Source organism: Nitrosovibrio sp. Nv4, from assembly GCF_900215485.1.
GTDB lineage: Bacteria > Pseudomonadota > Gammaproteobacteria > Burkholderiales > Nitrosomonadaceae > Nitrosospira.
Window position 1 is genome coordinate 25,818 of record NZ_OCMZ01000003.1, and the last position, 20,074, is coordinate 45,891.

20 protein-coding genes and 1 pseudogene are annotated in these 20,074 nt (G+C 52.8%); 13 read left to right on the plus strand and 8 right to left on the minus strand.

All coding sequences use genetic code 11. The features are described 5' to 3' along the window. The first annotated feature begins 11 nt into the window (after positions 1 to 11). The 5 genes from kleE (at position 12) to CRO05_RS15075 (ending at position 3,955) form a co-directional block, all read left to right on the plus strand. Complete coding sequence (kleE, locus tag CRO05_RS15655; protein WP_097068037.1) at positions 12 to 320, plus strand: KleE stable inheritance protein; 309 nt, start codon at positions 12 to 14, stop codon at positions 318 to 320. Positions 321 to 362: 42 nt separating this feature from the next. After that, complete coding sequence (locus tag CRO05_RS15060) at positions 363 to 1,142, plus strand: ParA family protein (protein ID WP_097068038.1); 780 nt, start codon at positions 363 to 365, stop codon at positions 1,140 to 1,142. Next, positions 1,139 to 2,128 (plus strand): ParB/RepB/Spo0J family partition protein, encoded by a 990-nt coding sequence (locus tag CRO05_RS15065; RefSeq protein ID WP_097068039.1) that lies wholly within the window; start codon positions 1,139 to 1,141, stop codon positions 2,126 to 2,128. The genes CRO05_RS15060 and CRO05_RS15065 overlap by 4 nt, the downstream gene beginning before the upstream one ends. 28 nt (positions 2,129 to 2,156) lie before the next feature. Continuing rightward, positions 2,157 to 2,507, plus strand: a complete 351-nt coding sequence (locus CRO05_RS15070; RefSeq protein WP_097068040.1) for a KfrB domain-containing protein — start codon at positions 2,157 to 2,159, stop codon at positions 2,505 to 2,507. 308 nt (positions 2,508 to 2,815) lie between these two features. Beyond that, positions 2,816 to 3,955 (plus strand): HAF repeat-containing PEP-CTERM protein, encoded by a 1,140-nt coding sequence (locus CRO05_RS15075; RefSeq protein WP_097068041.1) that lies wholly within the window; start codon positions 2,816 to 2,818, stop codon positions 3,953 to 3,955. 136 nt (positions 3,956 to 4,091) lie between these two features. Here CRO05_RS15075 and CRO05_RS15080 read toward each other — a convergent pair whose 3' ends face one another. Genes CRO05_RS15080 through CRO05_RS15090 form a run of 3 tightly spaced genes read right to left on the minus strand, consistent with a single transcriptional unit; the run spans position 4,092 to position 5,737 of the window. Continuing rightward, the gene (locus CRO05_RS15080; RefSeq protein WP_097067217.1) at positions 4,092 to 4,508 is read right to left on the minus strand and encodes a conjugal transfer protein TraM; all 417 of its coding nucleotides are present in this window, start codon (positions 4,506 to 4,508) and stop codon (positions 4,092 to 4,094) included. Then, on the minus strand, positions 4,505 to 5,233 hold the full coding sequence (locus tag CRO05_RS15085; protein WP_097068042.1) for an AAA family ATPase: 729 nt from the start codon (positions 5,231 to 5,233) through the stop codon (positions 4,505 to 4,507). Before CRO05_RS15085 ends, CRO05_RS15080 begins: the two co-directional genes overlap by 4 nt. Next, positions 5,234 to 5,737, minus strand: a complete 504-nt coding sequence (locus CRO05_RS15090; RefSeq protein WP_369831638.1) for a TraK family protein — start codon at positions 5,735 to 5,737, stop codon at positions 5,234 to 5,236. 93 nt (positions 5,738 to 5,830) lie between these two features. Between CRO05_RS15090 and traJ the strand changes: the two genes are divergently transcribed. The 7 genes from traJ to CRO05_RS15125 all read left to right on the plus strand — a co-directional run bounded on the left by traJ (position 5,831) and on the right by CRO05_RS15125 (position 13,770). Further along, positions 5,831 to 6,202 (plus strand): conjugal transfer transcriptional regulator TraJ, encoded by a 372-nt coding sequence (traJ, locus tag CRO05_RS15095; RefSeq protein ID WP_097068043.1) that lies wholly within the window; start codon positions 5,831 to 5,833, stop codon positions 6,200 to 6,202. A 31-nt stretch (positions 6,203 to 6,233) separates the two neighbouring features. Further along, complete coding sequence (traI, locus tag CRO05_RS15100; protein WP_097068044.1) at positions 6,234 to 8,429, plus strand: TraI/MobA(P) family conjugative relaxase; 2,196 nt, start codon at positions 6,234 to 6,236, stop codon at positions 8,427 to 8,429. Further along, positions 8,426 to 10,297, plus strand: coding sequence for a type IV secretory system conjugative DNA transfer family protein (locus tag CRO05_RS15105; protein WP_097068045.1), 1,872 nt, complete (start codon positions 8,426 to 8,428; stop codon positions 10,295 to 10,297). The genes traI and CRO05_RS15105 overlap by 4 nt, the downstream gene beginning before the upstream one ends. A gap of 13 nt (positions 10,298 to 10,310) precedes the next feature. Next, positions 10,311 to 10,853 (plus strand): conjugative transfer signal peptidase TraF, encoded by a 543-nt coding sequence (gene traF, locus CRO05_RS15110; RefSeq protein ID WP_235001489.1) that lies wholly within the window; start codon positions 10,311 to 10,313, stop codon positions 10,851 to 10,853. Between the two features lie 195 nt (positions 10,854 to 11,048). Beyond that, positions 11,049 to 11,675, plus strand: a complete 627-nt coding sequence (locus CRO05_RS15115) for an integrase (RefSeq protein ID WP_097068047.1) — start codon at positions 11,049 to 11,051, stop codon at positions 11,673 to 11,675. A 12-nt stretch (positions 11,676 to 11,687) separates the two neighbouring features. Beyond that, entirely contained in the window at positions 11,688 to 12,281 is a 594-nt protein-coding gene (locus CRO05_RS15120) for an RES family NAD+ phosphorylase (RefSeq protein ID WP_097068048.1), read from the plus strand. A gap of 586 nt (positions 12,282 to 12,867) precedes the next feature. Beyond that, entirely contained in the window at positions 12,868 to 13,770 is a 903-nt protein-coding gene (locus CRO05_RS15125) for an ArdC family protein (protein WP_097068049.1), read from the plus strand. Positions 13,771 to 13,862: 92 nt separating this feature from the next. Here the strand turns inward: CRO05_RS15125 and CRO05_RS15130 are convergent. The 3 genes and pseudogenes from CRO05_RS15130 to CRO05_RS15140 all read right to left on the minus strand — a co-directional run. After that, a pseudogene (locus CRO05_RS15130) lies at positions 13,863 to 14,144 on the minus strand (HU family DNA-binding protein); the annotation flags it as partial. Between the two features lie 94 nt (positions 14,145 to 14,238). After that, positions 14,239 to 15,552, minus strand: coding sequence for a Y-family DNA polymerase (locus CRO05_RS15135; protein ID WP_097068051.1), 1,314 nt, complete (start codon positions 15,550 to 15,552; stop codon positions 14,239 to 14,241). Positions 15,553 to 15,554: 2 nt separating this feature from the next. After that, the gene (locus CRO05_RS15140) at positions 15,555 to 16,019 is read right to left on the minus strand and encodes a LexA family transcriptional regulator (protein WP_097068052.1); all 465 of its coding nucleotides are present in this window, start codon (positions 16,017 to 16,019) and stop codon (positions 15,555 to 15,557) included. 58 nt (positions 16,020 to 16,077) lie between these two features. Between CRO05_RS15140 and CRO05_RS15145 the strand changes: the two genes are divergently transcribed. After that, positions 16,078 to 16,743, plus strand: a complete 666-nt coding sequence (locus CRO05_RS15145) for an SOS response-associated peptidase (RefSeq protein WP_097068053.1) — start codon at positions 16,078 to 16,080, stop codon at positions 16,741 to 16,743. A 330-nt stretch (positions 16,744 to 17,073) separates the two neighbouring features. On the opposite strand, the gene CRO05_RS15155 is transcribed toward CRO05_RS15145, so the two are convergent. Beyond that, a complete protein-coding gene (locus CRO05_RS15155; RefSeq protein WP_143860950.1) occupies positions 17,074 to 17,874 on the minus strand; it encodes a hypothetical protein in 801 nt (266 codons plus the stop codon). A 501-nt stretch (positions 17,875 to 18,375) separates the two neighbouring features. After that, a complete protein-coding gene (locus CRO05_RS15160) occupies positions 18,376 to 20,055 on the minus strand; it encodes an AIPR family protein (protein ID WP_159462758.1) in 1,680 nt (559 codons plus the stop codon). Positions 20,056 to 20,074 lie beyond the last annotated feature (19 nt).

Genomic DNA, 20,074 nt, shown 5'->3' on the forward strand with positions numbered 1-20,074 from the left:
TAGATCAAGCTATGGCCAAGATAATAATGCTTCCTTCGGCAAATAACCGCAGTGCTGCGGGAACATCGCCTATTGCCGTTAATCTCATTCTACGATTTGTAAATTTTCTTGTTGTCACCGTTTGGGTGATTACCGTGTTTACCTGGCCGGTGCTGCGTTGGATCGGTGCGCTTGCTGTAACGCTACAAGGCTTTCGAATGCTCATTCTCTTTAGCGATAAAGGTGTTTTCCTCGACTGGATTTTTATAAATTACTTTCTCGGCTACGTTGCTTTGTATTGTTTTATTGCAATTTATCGCCCAGTACAATTTAGCCGCTAAATTCTCGTACTTCTGTCTGTTACGGATTAAGGTTATAAAACAATGAAAATATTGGTGGCAGCTAATCAAAAGGGTGGCGTAGGCAAGACGGCTGCATTGGTCCACCTGGCATTTAATTTCGTGGAACGCGGGCTAAAGGTCGCCGTTATTGACCTCGACACGCAAGGCAATGCTTCCTACACCTTGGCTGACTACCGTGGCGATGCCCTTGCCAGCGCGATGTTTGCCGAGAATTCACCGGAATGGTTACAAAATACGCCGCCGGAAACAGGATTATTATTGATTGCATCCGACCCTGGGTTGGCGAACCTGGAGCGATTATCGCTAGAGAATGCCCGAGCACGCTTTCAGACGAACATAGAAGTATTGCGCGAGACCCAATTCGATGTATGCTTAATAGATACAGCCCCATCAATGGGTATAGGATTGATGAGCGCACTTTATGTATCAGACTACGTCTTTTCACCAATTGAACTCGAAGCTTACAGCGTCCAGGGATTAACGAAGTTGCTGACAACGATCAGTCATGTGCGCAAGCACACCCCAGGCATGCCGCCAAATCCAAAGCTTCACTTTTTAGGCATGCTGCCTAGCAAAGTGGATTCAAGAAAGCCCCGGCAGGTCCGTAATCTTGCGGAACTGAAGGCCGCTTACCCCGATCTTCTGATTCCCTTCAGTATTGGCTTTCGTGACGGAATAGCAGAAGCCCTAGCCTCCGGGGTGCCAGTTTGGCATATAAAGACAACTGCGGCCCGGGAGGCAGCGAAAGAGACTCGTGCGGTAGCAGATTATATTTTTAAAAAGATGGAGCTTTCAGAATGAAACCGAATAAAAAGAGCACAACGCCGGCACCAAAAAATAAAAGTTCATCTGGTCTTGGCCTTGATAATACGATCGACTTGTCCAGGTATCTTCGCGATGATGACGTCCATTCTCATGGAGATCAGCGTCCAATGGAACTGGATCTGTCGTTGATAGATGAAGATCCGCACCAGCCCCGCACGGAATTCAATGAAGAATTGCTTCAGGAGATGGCACAAACCATCCGTGCCAGAGGTGTGAAAAATCCAATTTCGGTACACAAAAACACATCCCAGGAAGGGCGGTTTATCATCAATGACGGCGCCAGGCGCTACCGTGCTTCAAAGATTGCCGGAAAAAAAACCATTCCTGCCTTCCTTGATAGCGACTTCACCAAGATCGATCAGATCATTGTCAACGCTCATCACGAGACTTTCACGCCCAGGGAGTGGGCGGTTTTAATCGATCAGGAAAAAAAGCAAGGAAAGAACCAGGCGCAAATCGCAGAGGATCTGGGTAAATCTCGCGCTTTTATCACCCAGCATGCAAAATTACTTACATTGCCTGATCCCATTGCCCAGGTATTTAATTCCGGACGCTGTACTGATGCCACTTCGCTAAATGAACTGGCTGTGATGCGCGAGCGCGATCCGAAAGAAGTTGATGCCTGGCTGAGTGATGAAAACATGCCGATCACCCGTGGAACGGTAAAGCAGTTACGTGAATTCCTGCATAACAAACAAGAAGAACCCGAGGAAACTAACGAGGAGATAGAGCCCATCGAAAGTGCTGTGGCGATTGCCAGGGAAAAAAGACCGGCTGAAACCGATCCGAACAAACTGCGCAAAGCAATCGTTCAGGTGCGGCATGAGGGGAAGGCAGCACGACTGCTCTTGAACCGCCGTCCATCCGCTCAAGGGCTGGCTTGGCTTAAGTACGACGATGATGGCACAGAGTTTGAAACCACATTGGATCGGGTTAAATTGGTAGCTGTGCTTGAGGCGTAGTATCTAGTACAAGAAAGGGGAGAGTTGCATGAAGCAGAGAATTCTCATTATGAACAAACAGCGTCTTGTTCAGAGTGAGCAGGAAGGGCAGTGGGTCACGAATAAAATAGAAAAAGCCGGAGATGTGAAAGCCGGCATCTACAATTTGTATCTGGCAACGGATGCAGACAAGGCCAAAACCTCCATCGGAGTCATATTGCACACCGATAAAGACTACGTGTATCAGCAAGACAGGGACGGCAAGCGAGTGATCCGGCATGCACTTGACGCTTTCGACGTCGCACCCCCCTACGGAGCGATGAAAAGCATATCGTATGAGGACGATAGGGCAATAGCAGTTACAGCTTCTGAAAAGCTCAGCCGCGGAATAAAACGCTAGGCTGATTAATTGTAGTAGTTGAGATTTGATCCGACCCTGGTTGTCAGATTCAAGCTGCTGCTTTCGATACAAAACAGTCCGTCGTCGCTACTGCTCAGTGTTTGTGAAACCAGGAGTAGATGCCTTCCGCTGGATAGGCCGTTCGGTTCATATGTTTTTCCCTATTTGATCTAAACTAAGTTGTGAGAAATGGTGGCCAGGGGGCCGGGCAGTTATCTTTGACCCAGGGGACCGCCCTGTCGGCGCGCTTTTGAAAAATCAGCAAAAGCCCCGAATCTTTAAAAACCCTCTGTCAACGGAGAGAAATCATGAAAATTACCCATAGCTCTACAATCCATGGCTTGATTCTGACCGCAGCCCTGAGTACCGGGCTTGGTTTTGTTTCCCCTGTCTCCGCACAACAGCACCATGCATTCATCGTGGACTCCAATGGCAAAGGACTGACCGATCTCGGGTCGCTGGGTGGAGGTTCCAGTTTCGCCACTGGCATCAACGACGCCGGGCAGGTGGTGGGGGAGTCCGCCACGGCCGGAGGTCAATTCCATGCCTTTATCACCGGCCCCAATGGCGTGGGCATGACCGATCTCGGGACGCTGGGTGGAGGTTCCAGTTTAGCCACTGGCATCAACGACGCCGGGCAGGTGGTGGGGTGGTACGCCACGACCGGACGTCATTTCCATGCCTTTATCACCGGCCCCAACGGCGTGGGCATGACCGATCTCGGGTCGCTGGGTGGAGGTTACAGTGAAGCCACTGGCATCAACGACGCCGGGCAGGTGGTGGGAGTCTCCAACGTGGTCGGAAGCCCTGAATCCCATGCTTTTATCACCGGCCCCAATGGCGTGGGCATGACCGATCTCGGCCATCTCGGTGGAGACTTAAGCGTCGCTTACGGCATTAACGACGCCGGGCAGGTGGCGGGGTACTCCACCACGGCCGAAGGTGGCTACCATGCCTTTATCACCGGCCCCAATGGCGTGGGCATGACCGATCTCGGCACACTGGGTGGAGGTTCCAGTGAAGCCACTGGCATCAACGATGCTGGGCAGGTGGTGGGCCGTTCTGACACGGCCGCAGGTTATCAGCACGCTTTTATCACCGGCCCCAATGGCGTGGGCATGACCGATCTCGGCACACTGGGTGGAGGTTCCAGTGCTGAAGCCACTGGCATCAACGACGCCGGGCAGGTCGTGGGGTCGTCCACCACGGCCGGAGGTTCTTTCCATGCCAATGCCTTTATCACCGGCCCCAATGGCGTGGGCATGACCGACTTAAACTCGTTGGTGAGTCTGCCAGATGGAGTTGTTTTAACGGGTGCCACAGGAATCAACGAAATGGGGCAAGTCGCAGTCATGGGCGGCCTTATCCCCGAACCCGAAACGTATGCCATGCTGTTGGCCGGTCTGGGCCTGCTAGGCTTTATCGTGCGCCGCCGCCAGACTGCTTAAGCAGAGTTTGAGCCACAAAGGGACAGACGCGCCCCTTATGGCGTATTCGTTTTTCGCGCCTGAGGGCCGCTTCCCGGCACTTGGCAGCAGTTCGAATCAGACATTGTTTGTCCAATCAAATCCGAACTGATACAGATTAATTCCCCGCCGCCACCCAAAGTACAATGGCGGCGGCGGCAAGCGTCAGAACCGACGCGAGCAGGTTAAGGTTATTTAGACGCTGCCATCTTTGACCCCCCGCTGCTAACCGGTCCATTGCCGCATCGGTTTCCTCCCTAATCGTGGTAGTGATCATATCTCGCATCGAGGCCACGGTGCTGTTGAGGGTCTTGTTCGCCTGATTGCTGGCTTCATTTCCCCACCGCTGCGCGATGGTTTCCAGCTCTTTGCGGAACTCCTGGAGCATGCCTTCCTGGGCCTGCTTGCTCGTAGTCATGAGCTGTTTGTTGATCGTGTATAGCATCAGTATGGGATCATCGCGGCTAAGCATGATGTTGTGCTTGACCGCAACCTCTTTGATGATCTCATCGATGCCCTCAAGATCTGTTGTCATAGCAACACTTCGGCCTCGTCAAGCTCACTGTAGAGTTTATCGCGTACTATCTTCAGCCGCTGGCGCGTCATGATGGTGAGTGATTCCATGGCCAGCGCTTCATCGAATGTCATCCGTTTTTGCAGCATATCGCTCAGATCGCGGCCATACGTTTGCTCTTTGAGTGCCGGTATTTGAACAATGGCGGACACCCGCTCCTTGTTGTCCCTGTACGCTTTGAGCTGTTCAAAGCTTTTGCCATCGTGTTCGATCAATCCCCAAAAGGGGTTTAGCCAAACAACGAAACTTGCCTCAGCTGGAAATTGCGTAACAACCTGGGCGAACCCATTCAACGTATCAAGTAGCGCTTGTCCACCGGTAATTACCGTATGCACCACCAGCTCATGCCCCATATCCTGCAGCAACGCCGGCACCTGGTTACTGATAAGGTAATGAGAAAGCGGCACAAATGAGCTGGCGCCATTGTCGATGATTGCATCCTCTTCCGACGATGCAAGCAATTCCACAAGGGAATCGAAGTTACGGGAGTTGATTTCATCCCCGTCCATTACCTGGAGTCTTTTGACATCAAGGCTTTTGTAACCGTGAAAGGTGGCGTTAACGGGATCAGTATCGATGCATAGGGGCTTTTGACCCTTGCTTACCTTGTATTGCGCGAGGATCGCCGCCAGGACTGATTTTCCGACGCCGCCCTTACCTTGCAGGACCATGTGAAATTTTGCCATTTAGAGTAAATCCTCTTTCCTAGGTGTGGATTCAAAGGTAAAGCCGGTGATGGAAGGCTTTACCGTTCTTGCTGCTTTTGCATCCGCTGTCTTGTTTTCTAGCCCCGCTACGGTTGCTTTGCCAGAGAGCATCGATCTTTTGACACGACGGCAGAATGCCGCATAGCCAAACCGTATTTTTCCTTCCTGATATAGCGTTTCCCATATTTGCAGGATCGCCCATCCGTCGTTCAGCGCCTTGTTGATTTCGCCGCGAAGTGCCAAAAACGCAGCGGTATTACGCGCCGCTTTTGATGCTCTGTTGTGCGTCACATTTTCAGCTATCCGGGTAGATAGATCTTTTTCGGGCATATAAGGCAGGTGAGTGAATCGGTATATTGTGTTTTCAACGAAAGATATACTGAATATATTGATTGTGCAAGCCTGTATTATCTGGTACTTTATTTCGTATCCATCGAAGAGCCGGGCAGGATATGTGAAGTAGGCCCACCCGCAAGCGGGCATCCCTACTTCACCTCCTGCCTTATTCGCACTTCGTGCTCAACGGAATCCTGCTCTGCGAGGCCAGATGGCTGCCGCCATAAGTTAGAGGACGCTATGGAAAGACATGAAACGGCGACACGGAAAAGCAGTCCACCTTTGAAGGTGTATTGCCTTCCCGATGAGAAAAAACAGATCCAACGCCAAGCCGATGCAGCGGGCTTGTCCGTGGCCGCTTATCTTCGCAACGTGGGTCTCGGGTACGAAATCCACGGCACGCTGGACTATCGTTGTGTGGAAGATATGGCCAGGATCAACGGGGACCTGGGACGGATGGGCGGGTTGTTAAAACTTTGGCTGACGAACCACGAACGACTGACAGAGTTTCGCCAAACGGATGTGCGCAAGCTAATTCTTGGCACTTTAGCCAAAATAGACTCCAATCAGGACGAGTTGCGCAAGATCATCAAAAGGGTCGTCACGTCGTGATTTGTTTAGCGGCTAAATTCCGGAGCGAGTGGTGATTGCCAAACAGATTCCCATGAAGCTTGCGAAGAAAAGCAACTTTGGGGAGCTGGTGAACTACATTACCAATGCGCAGAACAAGCATGAGCGCGTCCATCAGATTACCGTGACGAACTGTTATCAGACTTACTACCCGCACGCGACCGATGAAATCCTAGCCATCCAATTGCGAAATACGCGGGCCGAATCCGACAAAACCTATCATTTGATTATTTCATTCCAGGGAGGGGAGCAGCCTGCACCCGAGGTACTAGAAGCGATTGAATCAAGGTTGTGCGATGCATTGGGTTTCAAGGAGCATCAACGCATCAGCGCCGTCCACACGGACACGGACAATATGCATATTCATGTCGCGATCAACAAGATCCACCCGCATCGGTTGACCATCCACAATCCTTATTGTGATCACAAGACCTTGGGCAAGGCATGCGATAAGCTGGAATTGGAGTATGGCCTGGCACATGATAATCACGACCCCAAGGAGCGCGGTAGTCAAAGCCGGGCTTTGGATATGGAACACGCCGGCGGCGTCGAGAGTTTGCTTGGCTGGATCAGGCGGGAATGCCTGGATCAAATTCGAGCCGCACCGACTTGGGAAGGGCTGCATGAAGTCATGCAGCGCAACGGACTTGTCCTTAGCGCGAAGGGCAACGGTCTGGTGATTACTGACAGGGAGGGGAGGGGAGTGAAGCCAAGTTCGATTGCGCGGGATCTGTCAAAAAACCATCTCGAACAACGGCTGGGGCACTTCTCCCCATCGGCTGCGCACCCCAGCCAACCAGAGCAGGTTTATCAGCCACGCCCGATGACTTCTCGCCACGAAACCGTCGATCTCTACGCAGAGTATCAGCGGGAGCAGGCGCAACTAATGGCATCTCGCGCCGCGGCCAGGCTGGAATCGGCGAAAAGGGCCAAGTTGTCGATCGAGGCAGCGAAGAACGAAGCGCGACTGAAACGCTCGGTTATCAAATTGCTGACCAGCGGCAGGCTCAACAAGAAACTTCTGTATCAGCTCACGAGCAAAACCCTTCAGGCAAAAATAAAGAACATCAACCAACGGCATCGTGAAGAACGACAAGCGCAGTCGTTCGGCTTTTGCCGTACGTCCTGGCTTGATTGGCTGCAACAAAAGGCTGCACGCGGCAATCGACAGGCTTTGTCCGCGTTACGCGCACGAAGGAGAACGAGTCCGGCGCAAGTCGGCAATACCGTGACGGGGGAAGCACCCAAAAATCCGCAGCCTATGCCTGATATTCGACCCGACACCGTTACCAAACAAGGGACACTCATCTACCGTGTTGGCGCATCGGCCATCAGGGACGACGGCACGTACCTCAAAGTGTCCAAGGCGATCAGTCAGAAGGGATTGGAGATGTCGCTGCACATGGCAATGCGTCGTTTCGGAACACGTATCCGCGTTGAAGGCACTACGGAATTCAAGCAGCGCGTCGTGCAGCTCGCCGCGACAACGAAACTGCCGCTCGTTTTCGACAACGAGGCCCTGGAAGAACAGCGCCGGGCCATTTTATCTGCCACTCATAAATCGGAGCAAGCCCATGACCAATCTATCGGAAACCGAACTCCAGGCCCAGTTAGACCGCTTGATCGACGAGCAAGGATTGACCGGCAACGAAGCTATGCCGGAATTGAGCGAACCGGAAACGGACCACTACGCCAACGATTACATAAGCCACACGTTGCGCGGGTTGGAACCAAGCCGCCACCCCAAGGACAAAACCGTCTGCGAGGATTGTCCGAACTCGGTGTGGTTCACGTCGCCGAACGAGGTGAAATGCTACTGCCGAGTCATGTTCCTGGTGACATGGAGCAGCAAAAATCCTACCCAAATAACAGCGTGCGATGGACTCCACCTGAACCAGGAAGAATGACGGTAACTTCCGGCGAAGAGGCGGCATTGAAGTATATTGCCGAGCGCGAGGCGAAAAGAGCGGTTATCAAGGATATTCCCAAACACATCCATTGGGAGGCGGGGCAGGGCGGTCGTGCCGAGTTTGCGGGCTGGCGCCAGAAAGACGGCCAACCGTTGATACTGTTGAAATCAGATAAAGCAGAAATAATCGTATTGCCAACCGATGCGGCAACGCTGAATCGGGTTAAACGATTGAAGATAGGCGTCACAGTAGCGTTTGATACCAAGGGTAAAGTTAGACAAAAAGGACGCAGTTTATGAAACAGGGTTTTGACAACACGATTGGGCCGCAAGTCAGAAGGGTCAGGACAGATAGATCCCCATTGATCCCTATACTGGTTGTAATAACCCTATTGGGCGGCTTATCTGCCGCCACGCAATACTTTGCCCATATCTTCCAGTATCACGCCTCTCTAGGCTGGAATTTCAGCTCTATTTACCCTCCCTGGAGGATATTGGAATGGGCGCTGAATTGGCAACAGCATTATCCTGGTCAATTTAGCAGCGCCGGCGGCGTCGGCATTATTGTTACCGCCGTGGGTTTCCTTGCCGTGCTTGCCCTAAAAACGACTATCGCCGGCTCTAAGCCCAATCCCTATTTGCATGGCTCGGCGCGTTGGGCCGAGCGCAAGGATATCGAGGCAGCCGGGCTCTTGCCGCGCGCTTCCCTGTTTGCACGGCTTCGCGGCCACGCGCCGCAAGTGAATTCGGGCGTGTACGTCGGCTCCTGGTTAGACAAGCAGGGCAGGCAACACTACCTGCGTCACGAGGGGCCGCAACACGTCTTGTGCTATGCACCTACGCGCTCGGGCAAGGGCGTCGGTTTAATCGTGCCCACGCTGCTTTCCTGGCCGGAAAGCGCCGTTATCACCGATCTGAAAGGTGAGTTATGGGAGCTGACGGCGGGGTGGCGGCAACGACACGCAAAGAACAAGGTGCTGCGGTTTGAGCCGGCTTCGGCGGCGCATAGTGCCCATTGGAATGCACTAGAAGAGATCCGGTTGGGCACCGATCACGAGGTCGGTGATATTCAGAACTTAGCCACCCTGATTGTCGATCCTGATGGTAAAGGGCTAGAGTCCCATTGGCAAAAGACAGCTCAGGCGTTGCTGGTTGGCGTAATCCTGCACGCCCTCTATAAAGCTGCCGGTACCGGCATTACGCCTTCCTTATCGGACGTTGACGACATGCTTGCCGATCCGGATCGGGATATTCAGGAATTGTGGATGGAAATGAACCAGCATCCCGGCGCTGGTCCGAACCAACGCTTAATCAGCGCATCCGCCAGGGACATGCTCGATCGGCATGAGGAGGAAGCCGGGTCGATAGTGTCGAGTGTGAAATCCTACCTGTCCTTGTACCGCGATCCAGTTGTAAGACAAAATATAAGCGACTCCCACTTTCGAATACAGGACTTGATGCATCACGATAATCCGGTGAGCCTCTATATCGTAACCAGCCCCGATGACAAGACCCGATTACGCCCGCTGGTGCGAGTCATGATAAACATGATTGTGCGCTTGCTTGCCGGCAAAATGCATTTTGAGAATGGGCGGCCCAAGGCCCACTACAAGCACCGGCTACTGGCTATGCTGGATGAGTTTCCGAGCATGGGTAAGCTCGATATTATGCAGGAATCACTCGCCTTTCTTGGCGGCTACGGCATTATGTGCTATCTCGTTTGTCAGGATATCAATCAGCTAAAGTCGCGAGAGGCGGGATACGGACCTGATGAGACTATTACTTCGAATTGTCATATTCAGAATGCTTTTCCGCCAAACAGAATTGAAACCGCGGAACATCTCTCGAAACTTACCGGACAGACCACCATCCTTAAAGAACAGACGACCAGGACGGGGCGGGGTGTCCTTGCTTTGGGCAGCCAGGTTTCCCGCACCAAGCAGGAAATACAGCGCTCTTTGCTTACCGTCGATGAATGTTTACGGATGCCGGGGCCCGTGAAGGTGCGACGAGGCGACGAAGATCTTATCGAAGAAGCCGGCGACATGATTATCTATGTGGCGGGATTCCCGGCCATTTATGGCAGGCAGCCGCTTTACTTCAAAGACCCGGTTTTTCAGGCAAGGGCCGAGATACCGGCCCCCGGCCAAAGCGATAGGCTTATTTGACGAGCGCTCAATCGTGCAACCGATTCACTCAATGCCGGACCGTATTGGCCGCTTCACCGCTATAAGCGGGGCGAGCGTGCTGGTGCTGGGGTTCCTTTGTTACGCGGCAGGCGCACGAATCAACACCACTCGAAGCATTCCAATTGGGCTTTACTGGATAATTGACGCGCCGGTAACGAAAGGAGCCTTCGTGATCTTCTGTCCCCCTAGATTGGCCCTCTTTGACGAGGCAAAGGCGCGGGGGTACATTACAGCCGGGTTTTGTCCAGGCGAGTACGGTTTGATGATGAAGCAGGTCGTGGCAACAGAACATGACACGGTTGTAGTAGGGGAAAACGGCATTACCATCAACAAGGTACTACAGCCTTCAAGTACCCCTTTGAGAATGGACAAAGCGGGACGAGTTATGCCGCGCTATCAATCCGGCAGCTTCACCTTGCAGAATTCAGAATTGCTGCTTCTGTCGGGCAGTCGTACATCGTTTGATAGCCGTTATTTTGGTCCGATTCAACTATCTCAGATTAAGGGCGTTATTTTTCCGGTTTTCACTTGGTGAGACTGACATCCCCGGATGAAAAATATTTTCGCGGCCGCGAAAATTTAAGGGTGGAAAGGCCTCCTCCAAATCCTCCGGATGCCGCCAGAACCAATCGGATGCTGACCCGTTCCCATTTGACGGGGCTCGGTTGTCATCATTGACAAACGAGACAAAGGCGGCTAGACTATCTCAATCTGTTAACGGGAGCTATCCATGCCCAAGACCTTGGAATTCATTGTCGGCCACCTGCCAAGGGTGACTTTGGACGAAGTACGCCGTTTCTCCAATACCGTCGAGATTCGAAATGCTCCGGCCTTTGCAGCCGAACTGTACGCGTTCGTGCAGGAGCGCCTTGAGTCGGTCGAACTCCCACCGTCAATGGAAAACGAAGTGGAGACGGTGGAGAAGACCTTGGCCAGGAAGACTGCAGCGTTGCGTACCGACATCCGCTGGGTACCGAGCCAGACCGACATTCAGCGCGGTCGTGCCGTGTTGTTGGAGGCTTTCGAGCAGCCCCACAACCTGCCGTTGCCTGACTTTGCTCGGCTGGCGAACAAATCGCGCCAGCAGATCTACAAGGACATCAAGGCGCGCCGGTTGTTGGCGCTGAACGTGGGGCCGCGCGGCCGGAGGTTGCCCGATTGGCAGCTCGATCCGGTGAAACGGCAACTGACCCAGATCGTGCTACAGGCTGCGCCCGAGGTTGATATCTGGACGCTGTACCGCGCCTTGTCCGAACCGCTCGAAGGGTTGGCAGGGCGTTCGCCGGTGGAGGCGGTGACTGCCGATTCGGTCGACGCAGTGGCGAAAGCGGTCTTCAATGTGCTCGGCGTGCATTGAGGGAAGGCTGGCATGGGTATCGAGCTTCCCACGCTGCGCATCGACCCACGTGAGTTGCTCCAGCATGTGAGTCGGGTTGCCTACCGTGGTACGCTGCTGTACTACGGCCGCGATGGCACGAACCGCTACGACGATCCGGCCAAGAACTATGGTGTGCTCTATCTTGGCCGTGATCTGCCCACGGCATTGATGGAGTCAGTATTTCACAAGCACCGGTGGGACCAGGACGCCAAACGCTCGATTGCGTTGGCTGAAGTCCAGAGTCGACTGGTGCGCGCGGTTGGCGTGGTGGACGCACTGCAGTTGGCGGACCTCACGGCCGCAGGTGTCATGGCCGGCTACTTTGGTTTGACCCTGGAGCAGTTGGCCAGCCGTGACTACACGCATACGCAGCAGATTTCCGCTCGGGTGCATGCGATGCTGGATGCCGATAATGTGCCGCTGTTCGATGGAGTGCTCTATCCGTCGCGCAACAACTTTCCCTCTACCAGCATCGCATTGTTCGAGCGGGCACAGGGCAAGATCAAGTTGGTCGACGACATCGATCTACCCGAGCATGTGGAGTGGCCAGGCTTCGTCGAGAAATACCAGATCGGCGTGAGTTAGATCCCTGGTCCGCGTACCAGAAAGAGGTAAAGACACGATTCGCGCTTTAAAGCACGTTAAGGACTAGCTTTCAGCAAACCCGCTTCCATGCTGTGCGCGGGGCGGGCTCTATGTGCTTCGCACACCGGGACATTGTCCCGGCCATTCGGTAACGATCCCTTTTCGCAAACCTCCTCATAAAGATTTTCGCGTGCACGAAAATTCTCCCTGATGCCGCTTCCTGCTGTCACAGGCCACGCCAGCCGCTACGCGGTGCGCTTTGCCTGTCATGGCCTCTGATCCGAAAGCTTTGCTTGCGGCCGCAGCTCACTTGAATTCCAATCCCTGACGGCCCGGGCCTGCAAATCCCCACATGAATCCCCCCACAAGCGCCCCCAGTCCTTAAGTGAGGGGGACTTGTGGGGGGATAAACATTTCATGCGGGGCCAGATACATCGGCCCTGCATTTGCTTGCCTTTTAACCCCACCCATTCCCAACCCTTGCCCGTGAGGGCAAGGACTATCCCCACTCCCGTCGCCCCAGGGCGAGGCGAGGAGAGTCCGAGCGAGAGGATCTGTTTTTAATCAATCGCGAGGAACCGAAAACATGAAAACCAATACCAGCCCAAACAAGGACTTGTATGCCCAAGTCACCGATTCGATCATTGCCGTGATGGAGAGCGGCAAGACCAGTCATCTTACCTGGGCGCAAAGTGGCGATGGTTTGCCGCGCAATCATCAAACCGGTGCAGCGTATCAAGGTGTTAACGTGCTTTTGTTGTGGGCCGAAGCCATGACTCGTGGTTATACCAGCGCCCGCTGGCTGACCTACAGACAAGCCGCAGAGATGGGTGGTCAAGTCCGCAAAGGCGAAAAAAGCGTTACGTGCGTTTTTTTCAAGACGCTTGAGCGCGAGTCGGAGAACGAGGGCGACAGCACCGAGAAAGCCGATTCGATCCGCTTGATAAAACCGTTCTGGTTGTTCAATCTTGACCAGGTAGACGGCATTGAAAAGCCACAGACCGACGAGCCGCGTAATGAGTTTCAGCAGATCGATGCAGCCGAGAAGGTTTTAATTCATTCTGGCGCCGTTATCCATGAAGCAGGCGAAAATGCGTTTTACCGTCCCTCGACTGATGAAATTTACCTGCCGGAACGCACCCGTTTTTCCTCCGAGATTGAGTTTTACAGTGTGGCCCTGCATGAGCTGACGCACTGGACGGGAGCCAGGCACCGGTTAGCGCGTGACTTTACCAAACGCTTCGGTACAGAGGCTTACGCTTTCGAGGAATTGATAGCCGAGCTTGGCAGCGCTTTCCTGAATGCAGAATTGGGCTTTTCCGCAGCCACAATCCCCAACCATGGCGGATATATCGAATCATGGTTGAAGGTGCTGAAGAACGACAAGCGCGCCATCTTCACCGCCGCCAGCCAAGCAAGCCAAGCGCACCGCTACATCATGGATTTAGTGGATGGGGTGGAGGGAACAAGCGAGCAGAAGGTGGCATAAGGCAAACATTCATTGAGACCGCTGCAGCGGTCTCAATGGAAAACACAGGAAATGCATTTTCGCATATGCGAAAACATCTCCCCATTCCTCCTTTATCCTTCGTTGACCGTGGCCTTGAGTGTGGCACCCGGCTTGAATGCTGGAACCTTTGCGGCGGCAATTTTAAGCTCTTCACCTGTTTTGGGATTGCGGCCGGTGCGCGCGGCACGGTCGCGCACCTCGAAGGTTCCAAAACCGATCAGGGAGACGGAATCGCCTTTTTTCAGGGCATCCGCAATGATTTCAGTCAATGCCGCCACGGCGCGGCTGGCATCGGCTTTGGTGGAGCCGGTTTTGGCGGCCATTGCATCAATTAGCTCGTTCTTGTTCATGGTTTTTTTCTCTTTTAAGAATGGTGGTTACTGGATTTGCTGCATTTTCTTTTTTTGTCGCGAAGGGTAGGGAGGTAACCTACCTGGTATCTGGTTATCAGCAGGCATGCGCCACTGGCACATCGCTCCACCGGGTAGTGTAGCAGGGCGACATATTTTCCCGGCGCATGGCCCAGGATTTTACGGCTGACGAGGCAAATACAGATACAGTATGGCGCCCGTAGCGCCGGTTCAGGGCGTCCATTGCCTTCATCAGCCCTTCCGAGCGCTGCCCCGCGCCATGCTCCAGCAACAATGAACCTTGCGCCACTTGCGCTTCCCCGATCCCCATCAGCATTACCCCGGCCTTCTTGTAGACATAGCCCGGCTTGTAGATTTTCTTCAAGCCGAACAGGGCGGCGCGCACCAGCAAGCGTGTATCCGCGCTGGCATTGGGCAGGGGAATAACGATGCTGTTGCTGTACTGCGGGTCTTGCTCGCGGAACGGATTGGTATGGATGAATACATGGATGGCATTGCATATCCCGTCCTGGCCGCGCAGCTTCTCGGCGGCACGGCTTACGTGGCTGACAACCGCCTCGCTCAACTCCGGCAAGGCATGGACCGGCTGGCCGAACGAGCGCGACGCAATAATCTGTTTTTTGGCAGGCGCAACTTCTTCCAGCGCCAGGCAGGAGATGCCGCGCAGCTCGTTTCCCGTGCGCTCCATCACGACGCCAAAGCGCGAGCGCAGCCAGGCCAAAGGCGCATCGCGCAGGGCTTTCACTGTCCGGATTCCGGCTGCTTGCAAGTGGGCCTCGATGCGGCGGCCTACGCCCCATACTTCGCCGACCTCGATGCCGGCCAGCAGCGCGTCTATTGCTGCCTGCGGCATGGCGGCAAGATCGCACACGCCATTAAAGCGGGGATTTTTCTTGGCAATATGGTTGGCGAGCTTGGCCAGCGTTTTCGATGGGCCAACGCCGACGCACACCGGCAAGCCGGTCCACTGCAACATACGCTGGCGCATGGACTGCCCCATGCTGGTAAAAGACGGCCACAGGCTGTCCAGGCCGTTCAAACTGAGGAAACTTTCGTCGATGGAATACACTTCCAGGTTGGGGCTGTACTCGCGCAGGATTGATACCGCGCGGCTGGACATGTCCGCGTAGAGCGCATAGTTGGAAGAGAGCGCAACGATGCCGTGCTGCCTGGCCAGTTCCTTCATCTGGAACCAGGGCGCACCCATCTTTATCCCCAGCGCCTTGACTTCATTGGATCTGGCCACCGCGCAGCCGTCATTGTTGGAGAGCACGACTACCGGCCGGTTTTCGAGGGTCGGATTGAACACCCGCTCGCAACTGACGTAAAAATTATTGACGTCCACCAGCGCGAAAATCTGCTGGTTCGCAGCTGCGCCGAATGCCGGCATGGCTATACGGCAAAGCGCGATACCGCGCCGGTCACGACACCCCATACTCGTAATTCGTCGTGTTCCTGAAAGCATATCGGCGCGTAGGCGGGATTTTCCGCATGCAGCTCGATCACGCCGTTCAAGCGGTGCAGCCGTTTGACCGTATATTCGTTGTTGATGACGGCCAGCACGATATGCCCGTGCCTGGGTTCGATGGAACGGTCCACTACAAGCAGGTCGCCATCATGAATATTGGCGCCGGTCATGGAGTCGCCGATCACCCGGAAAAAGAAGGTCGCGGTCTTGTTGCGCACCAGGTACGTATTGAGGTCGAGCGCGGATTCCGCGTATTCGTCTGCCGGGGAGGGAAAACCAGCCGGGATGCGCTGCAGCAGCAGGGGCAAACGATATAGCGGAGCGGAGAGTGCCGCCTGCCGCAGATAGGGCAAGGGAGTCTCATTGCGAAGCGGGAGAATGTTTGCCATGGAATGCGCCCTGATGCAATATGAAAAAATATAACTTGTCTTGAAAGGATAGTCGATTATGTGCGGACGCTACGGACTGAATCATCCTCATCCAGTGTTGACGGACTGGTACCGCGCTTCATCCATGCCGGAGTTTAAGCCGCGCTACAACATCGCGCCGACGATGGATATTATCGCTGTGCGCGAAACCGAGAGCGGCCGCATCGGCTCAACAATGCGCTGGGGACTCATTCCTTATTGGGCAAAGGACACGAAAAAACTGCCGGTGATGAACAATGCCAGGGCGGAGACAATCGCTGAAAAACCCATGTTCAAGCAGTCCTTCCGCCAGCGGCGATGCCTGATCCCCGCTTCCGGATTTTTCGAGTGGAAGGCAGAGGGCAAGAGCAAGCAGCCGTATTTTATATCCAGTCAGGACGGGGCGCCATTTTCATTTGCAGGAATATGGGGAACCTGGACGGCAGATACGGGAGAGTCTATCGACAGCTGCACCATTATCACGACCGCATGCAATGCGTTGATGCAGCCGATTCATGAGCGCATGCCGGTCATCCTGTCTCCCGATGACTGGGCGGCTTGGCTTGATCCGGATCTGAAACAGGAGGAGATCCTGCTTTCCCTGCTTAAACCCTTTGATGCGGAGCGGATGCAGGCTTGGCCCGTATCTCCGGCAGTGGGGCGAGTGGCGAATCAGGGAGAGGAGTTGATTCAATCTATTTCTTGAAGAAAATTCATTACGCTAAAAATAATAACTCTTGAAGAGTTTTTTTCTGAAAGGTTGTTTAAAGTTTATGAAATCTGAATTTTGCTACATGGGGTCGTCTCAGAAAACGGAAAATAAAGCACGTTAAGCCGGCAGAAATCAGGGCGCTGTTCAGCAACCAGCTTGAGACTGCTCGCGCGGCAGAGCTGCGCGAGCAGATATTGGCGGCGGGATTGCCGATCTAAAATCGGCGCCACGTCAGTCGCACTTATTCCTGGTTCGCCGCGATGAAATGCAGGTCGGAGCGTTTTCAAACGCAGGTCGCTACACCTAGGGAGCTGATTAATCCATTTAGGTGGAGAATACGGTTTTGGCGAAAACTTGGAAAAGCAATTCGCGCTCGACCTTTGTCCACATGAGTTCTGGGTTGTTCTCGTCAAAACTAGCAACTACATCATGCGCAAAAAATGCCTCAAATCCTCCTCGCAAGGCGACGTCTTCATCAGTAAGGTGATACAAGCCAGCAGATGCAAGGCACCCCTTCACCATAAGTGGAAAAAGCCAGCTAGCAAATAGAAGATGGTTCTGTATTTGCCAAACGGGTAAATCGTGATGGCCTCGGGAGCCGTGAGCAGCTGCATTTCTGGCACCACAGAAATCATTAACCCAGGCATCTAACGGTCGAGTAATATTCCGCTTGCCTTTATCTAGCCAGCGTTTGCGCCAGATTTTTTCGTTGAATTGTCCAGCATGCCAGACTGGGGTTGACGGAACCTCTCTTCTAAAGTGATCAGCGAAGCAGCGAACCAGATCATCCGTTTGGTGTGTTGAATTGAGCAGTGTCTCGAAAGCGATTCGTAGAAGAACGATCTCAGTGCGTTCAGGCATATCTGGTGCATCGGTATTAGCACGAACGAAGACGTCAATCGCGGCCGATAGTCTTTCTTTTAGCTCCGGTTCAATGACAGCCTGCAATGCTTCTAATAACTTAAAATCGATATCCAGAGGGAGTCGAGCGTCAACATGTAATGGCCTCACAAATCGGGGATTGTGGGCATTGTTTCCCAAATATTGTAGCGAATGACCATCGCGCCTTCTCGTCCTCACGGCAATTGCTCCACTATTGTGGACTGTGAAACGTTGGGCAATCATTCGGTATCCGTCAGTATTGCAGTATCCGAAGTGCGAGCAGAATTGACGTCGTGCCAAGGCACAGAAGACTAACTGCTGCCCTACCTGGAGGCGCTTTTGGATTTCTTCATCAGTTGGCTCGCTGGCTGTGCTTGCGCTATTCCAGGCAACTATCGTTGCGTTAGTAATTGGCGCAGCGCGACGCTTAGACGGGTACCCTTGGTTTCCGTAGTTCGCAAGAACCGCGTCAATACTGTTGATAGTGATGCCGTCCAAGTCGGCTGGCTGTATACCACGCTCATAAGGAACTAGTTTCAGGTCGCCGACAATGACGGTTTTTACGGTAGATACCCAGGGTAGAAAATATAGGACGGGCATTCGGCTATTCGCTAAGTGGTGAGGCGAAAATAAAGTCGTACTTAATTCTTGTTTTGCCAAATACCAGCAGACATTCGGGGTGCAGCAAAAATTGAAAGTTAACCAACTTATACCAGCATAGCACTAGAACTTAGAAATTAAGAATCAGGATATGGTTATGTCTACAGACCAGTTCTCTTTTAATCGTCGTGTAAATGCCTTGTCTTTCGCAGTTTTATCCTCGGCACCCGCCGCATCAAACTCATTGAATACCCAGTCTATAACTCTCTCTACCTGCTGATTGGTTATTCTCATCGGATCGAGTTGGGCAATACGTAGTGCTGGTAAGTTTGTGCTTTCGTTGAGCGCCCAACCCAAGACCATGAGCGCATGAAATTTAAGGTTATTGCGGAAAATTCTGCTGACTTCACTACTCATGCTTTTAAAGTGCCGCTCAATATGGCTTAGCATGTGAATGGCGTTACCGTACATTTCAAGTGGTTGCTCAGCTTTGTCACCTGAGAAGATTCGCTTGTAATCGGCATCTATTTTAATGGCGCTCGTCGGCCGGGCACGAGCAGTATGCGGTTCCTGAAGAAGAACGGATAGAATCGCCTGAGCGAGCCGATCAATGCTAATAATTTTGTCTGCTGGTTTGCCTTGACGTTTATAGGCGTTCTTTCTGCGGTCGTAAAAATACCCAAGGGTCAAAAGATAATCTTCGATCTCCCTGTGGACTTGCTCTGTGGCTCTGAACGATGAGCTGCCAATGCTGGTCTGTCGATTTGTTGCGCGAATGATCTGATCGCGTCTGATTGGATCCTGTTCCACGACTACTCGTATGAGAATGGAGCGCTCATCATCAGTAGGCAGCTTACTCGCATAAGCGTGAATTTCATGAGATGTCTGAAGTCCATTGACAATTAGAGGGTTTTTTATAACCAACTGATTTTTAATGTAGCTCACCTCATCAGCAACGATAGTAACCCCATTGTTTAGCCACCAAAAATCTAGTCCAGCTGTTGGCTCTTGAAGTGACGACGCGATCTCGCGATTTACTTCAACCTCTCCTTGATATGCTCGAACATTAGCTTCGAATATCCTGGTAATAAGGCTTCCGCCATCATCAGTGATGAACTGGACATAGTCTCGCAACTTACTAAGTGCTACGAACGAGTCGGACCCAGAAAGAGGGGTGCTTGCCGTGGAAAGTTTACCCACAAAAAGCTTTTGGATTCCTGATCGCTCATAGAGGTTCTGAGCACCGAGAAACGTAAATTGAGCGTTCTGGAATTGCATACCTTTGAGAGTCGTTTCCAGAGCGACGGCTTTTGCTTTGATAGTTTCATTCGGTTCACTACCTTTACAACAATAGAAAAGCCGTATTGATATCTTAGGAAATTTATCGGCAAGCCTCCCCATAGCATCAAGAAAATCACGACAGACAGATACCACCTCTTTCTTGAAAAGAGGCTCCAGATCTGCTGATTTTTTTGTATGATCAAGCAAAAGAGGCAGAGAGGAAGCGAGTTTATCCACCGGCCCTTCCTTGAAAGAATATTGGTTTTTGGATTGAATTAAATACAACTCAAGCTCGACCGGTTGACGCACTGTATCAAAGCTGAAATCCTCGGCGAGACTTTGCGCATTCACAAAGACGTATGCGGCATCTATGCCAGCATCGCGTTGACCATCTATTAACCCACTTTCGATTTCGTCGCTGTCAAGATCGTAGTTCACCAAGATATTGTCGGCGCAGTAATACTCAAATAGCTCGTCTTCAGACAGATGCGTTGGATATTTAAGCCTCTCTGTTTGAAGGATGCTTTCAAGAAGAATGGTCATGCTCATATCGTTCTATTAT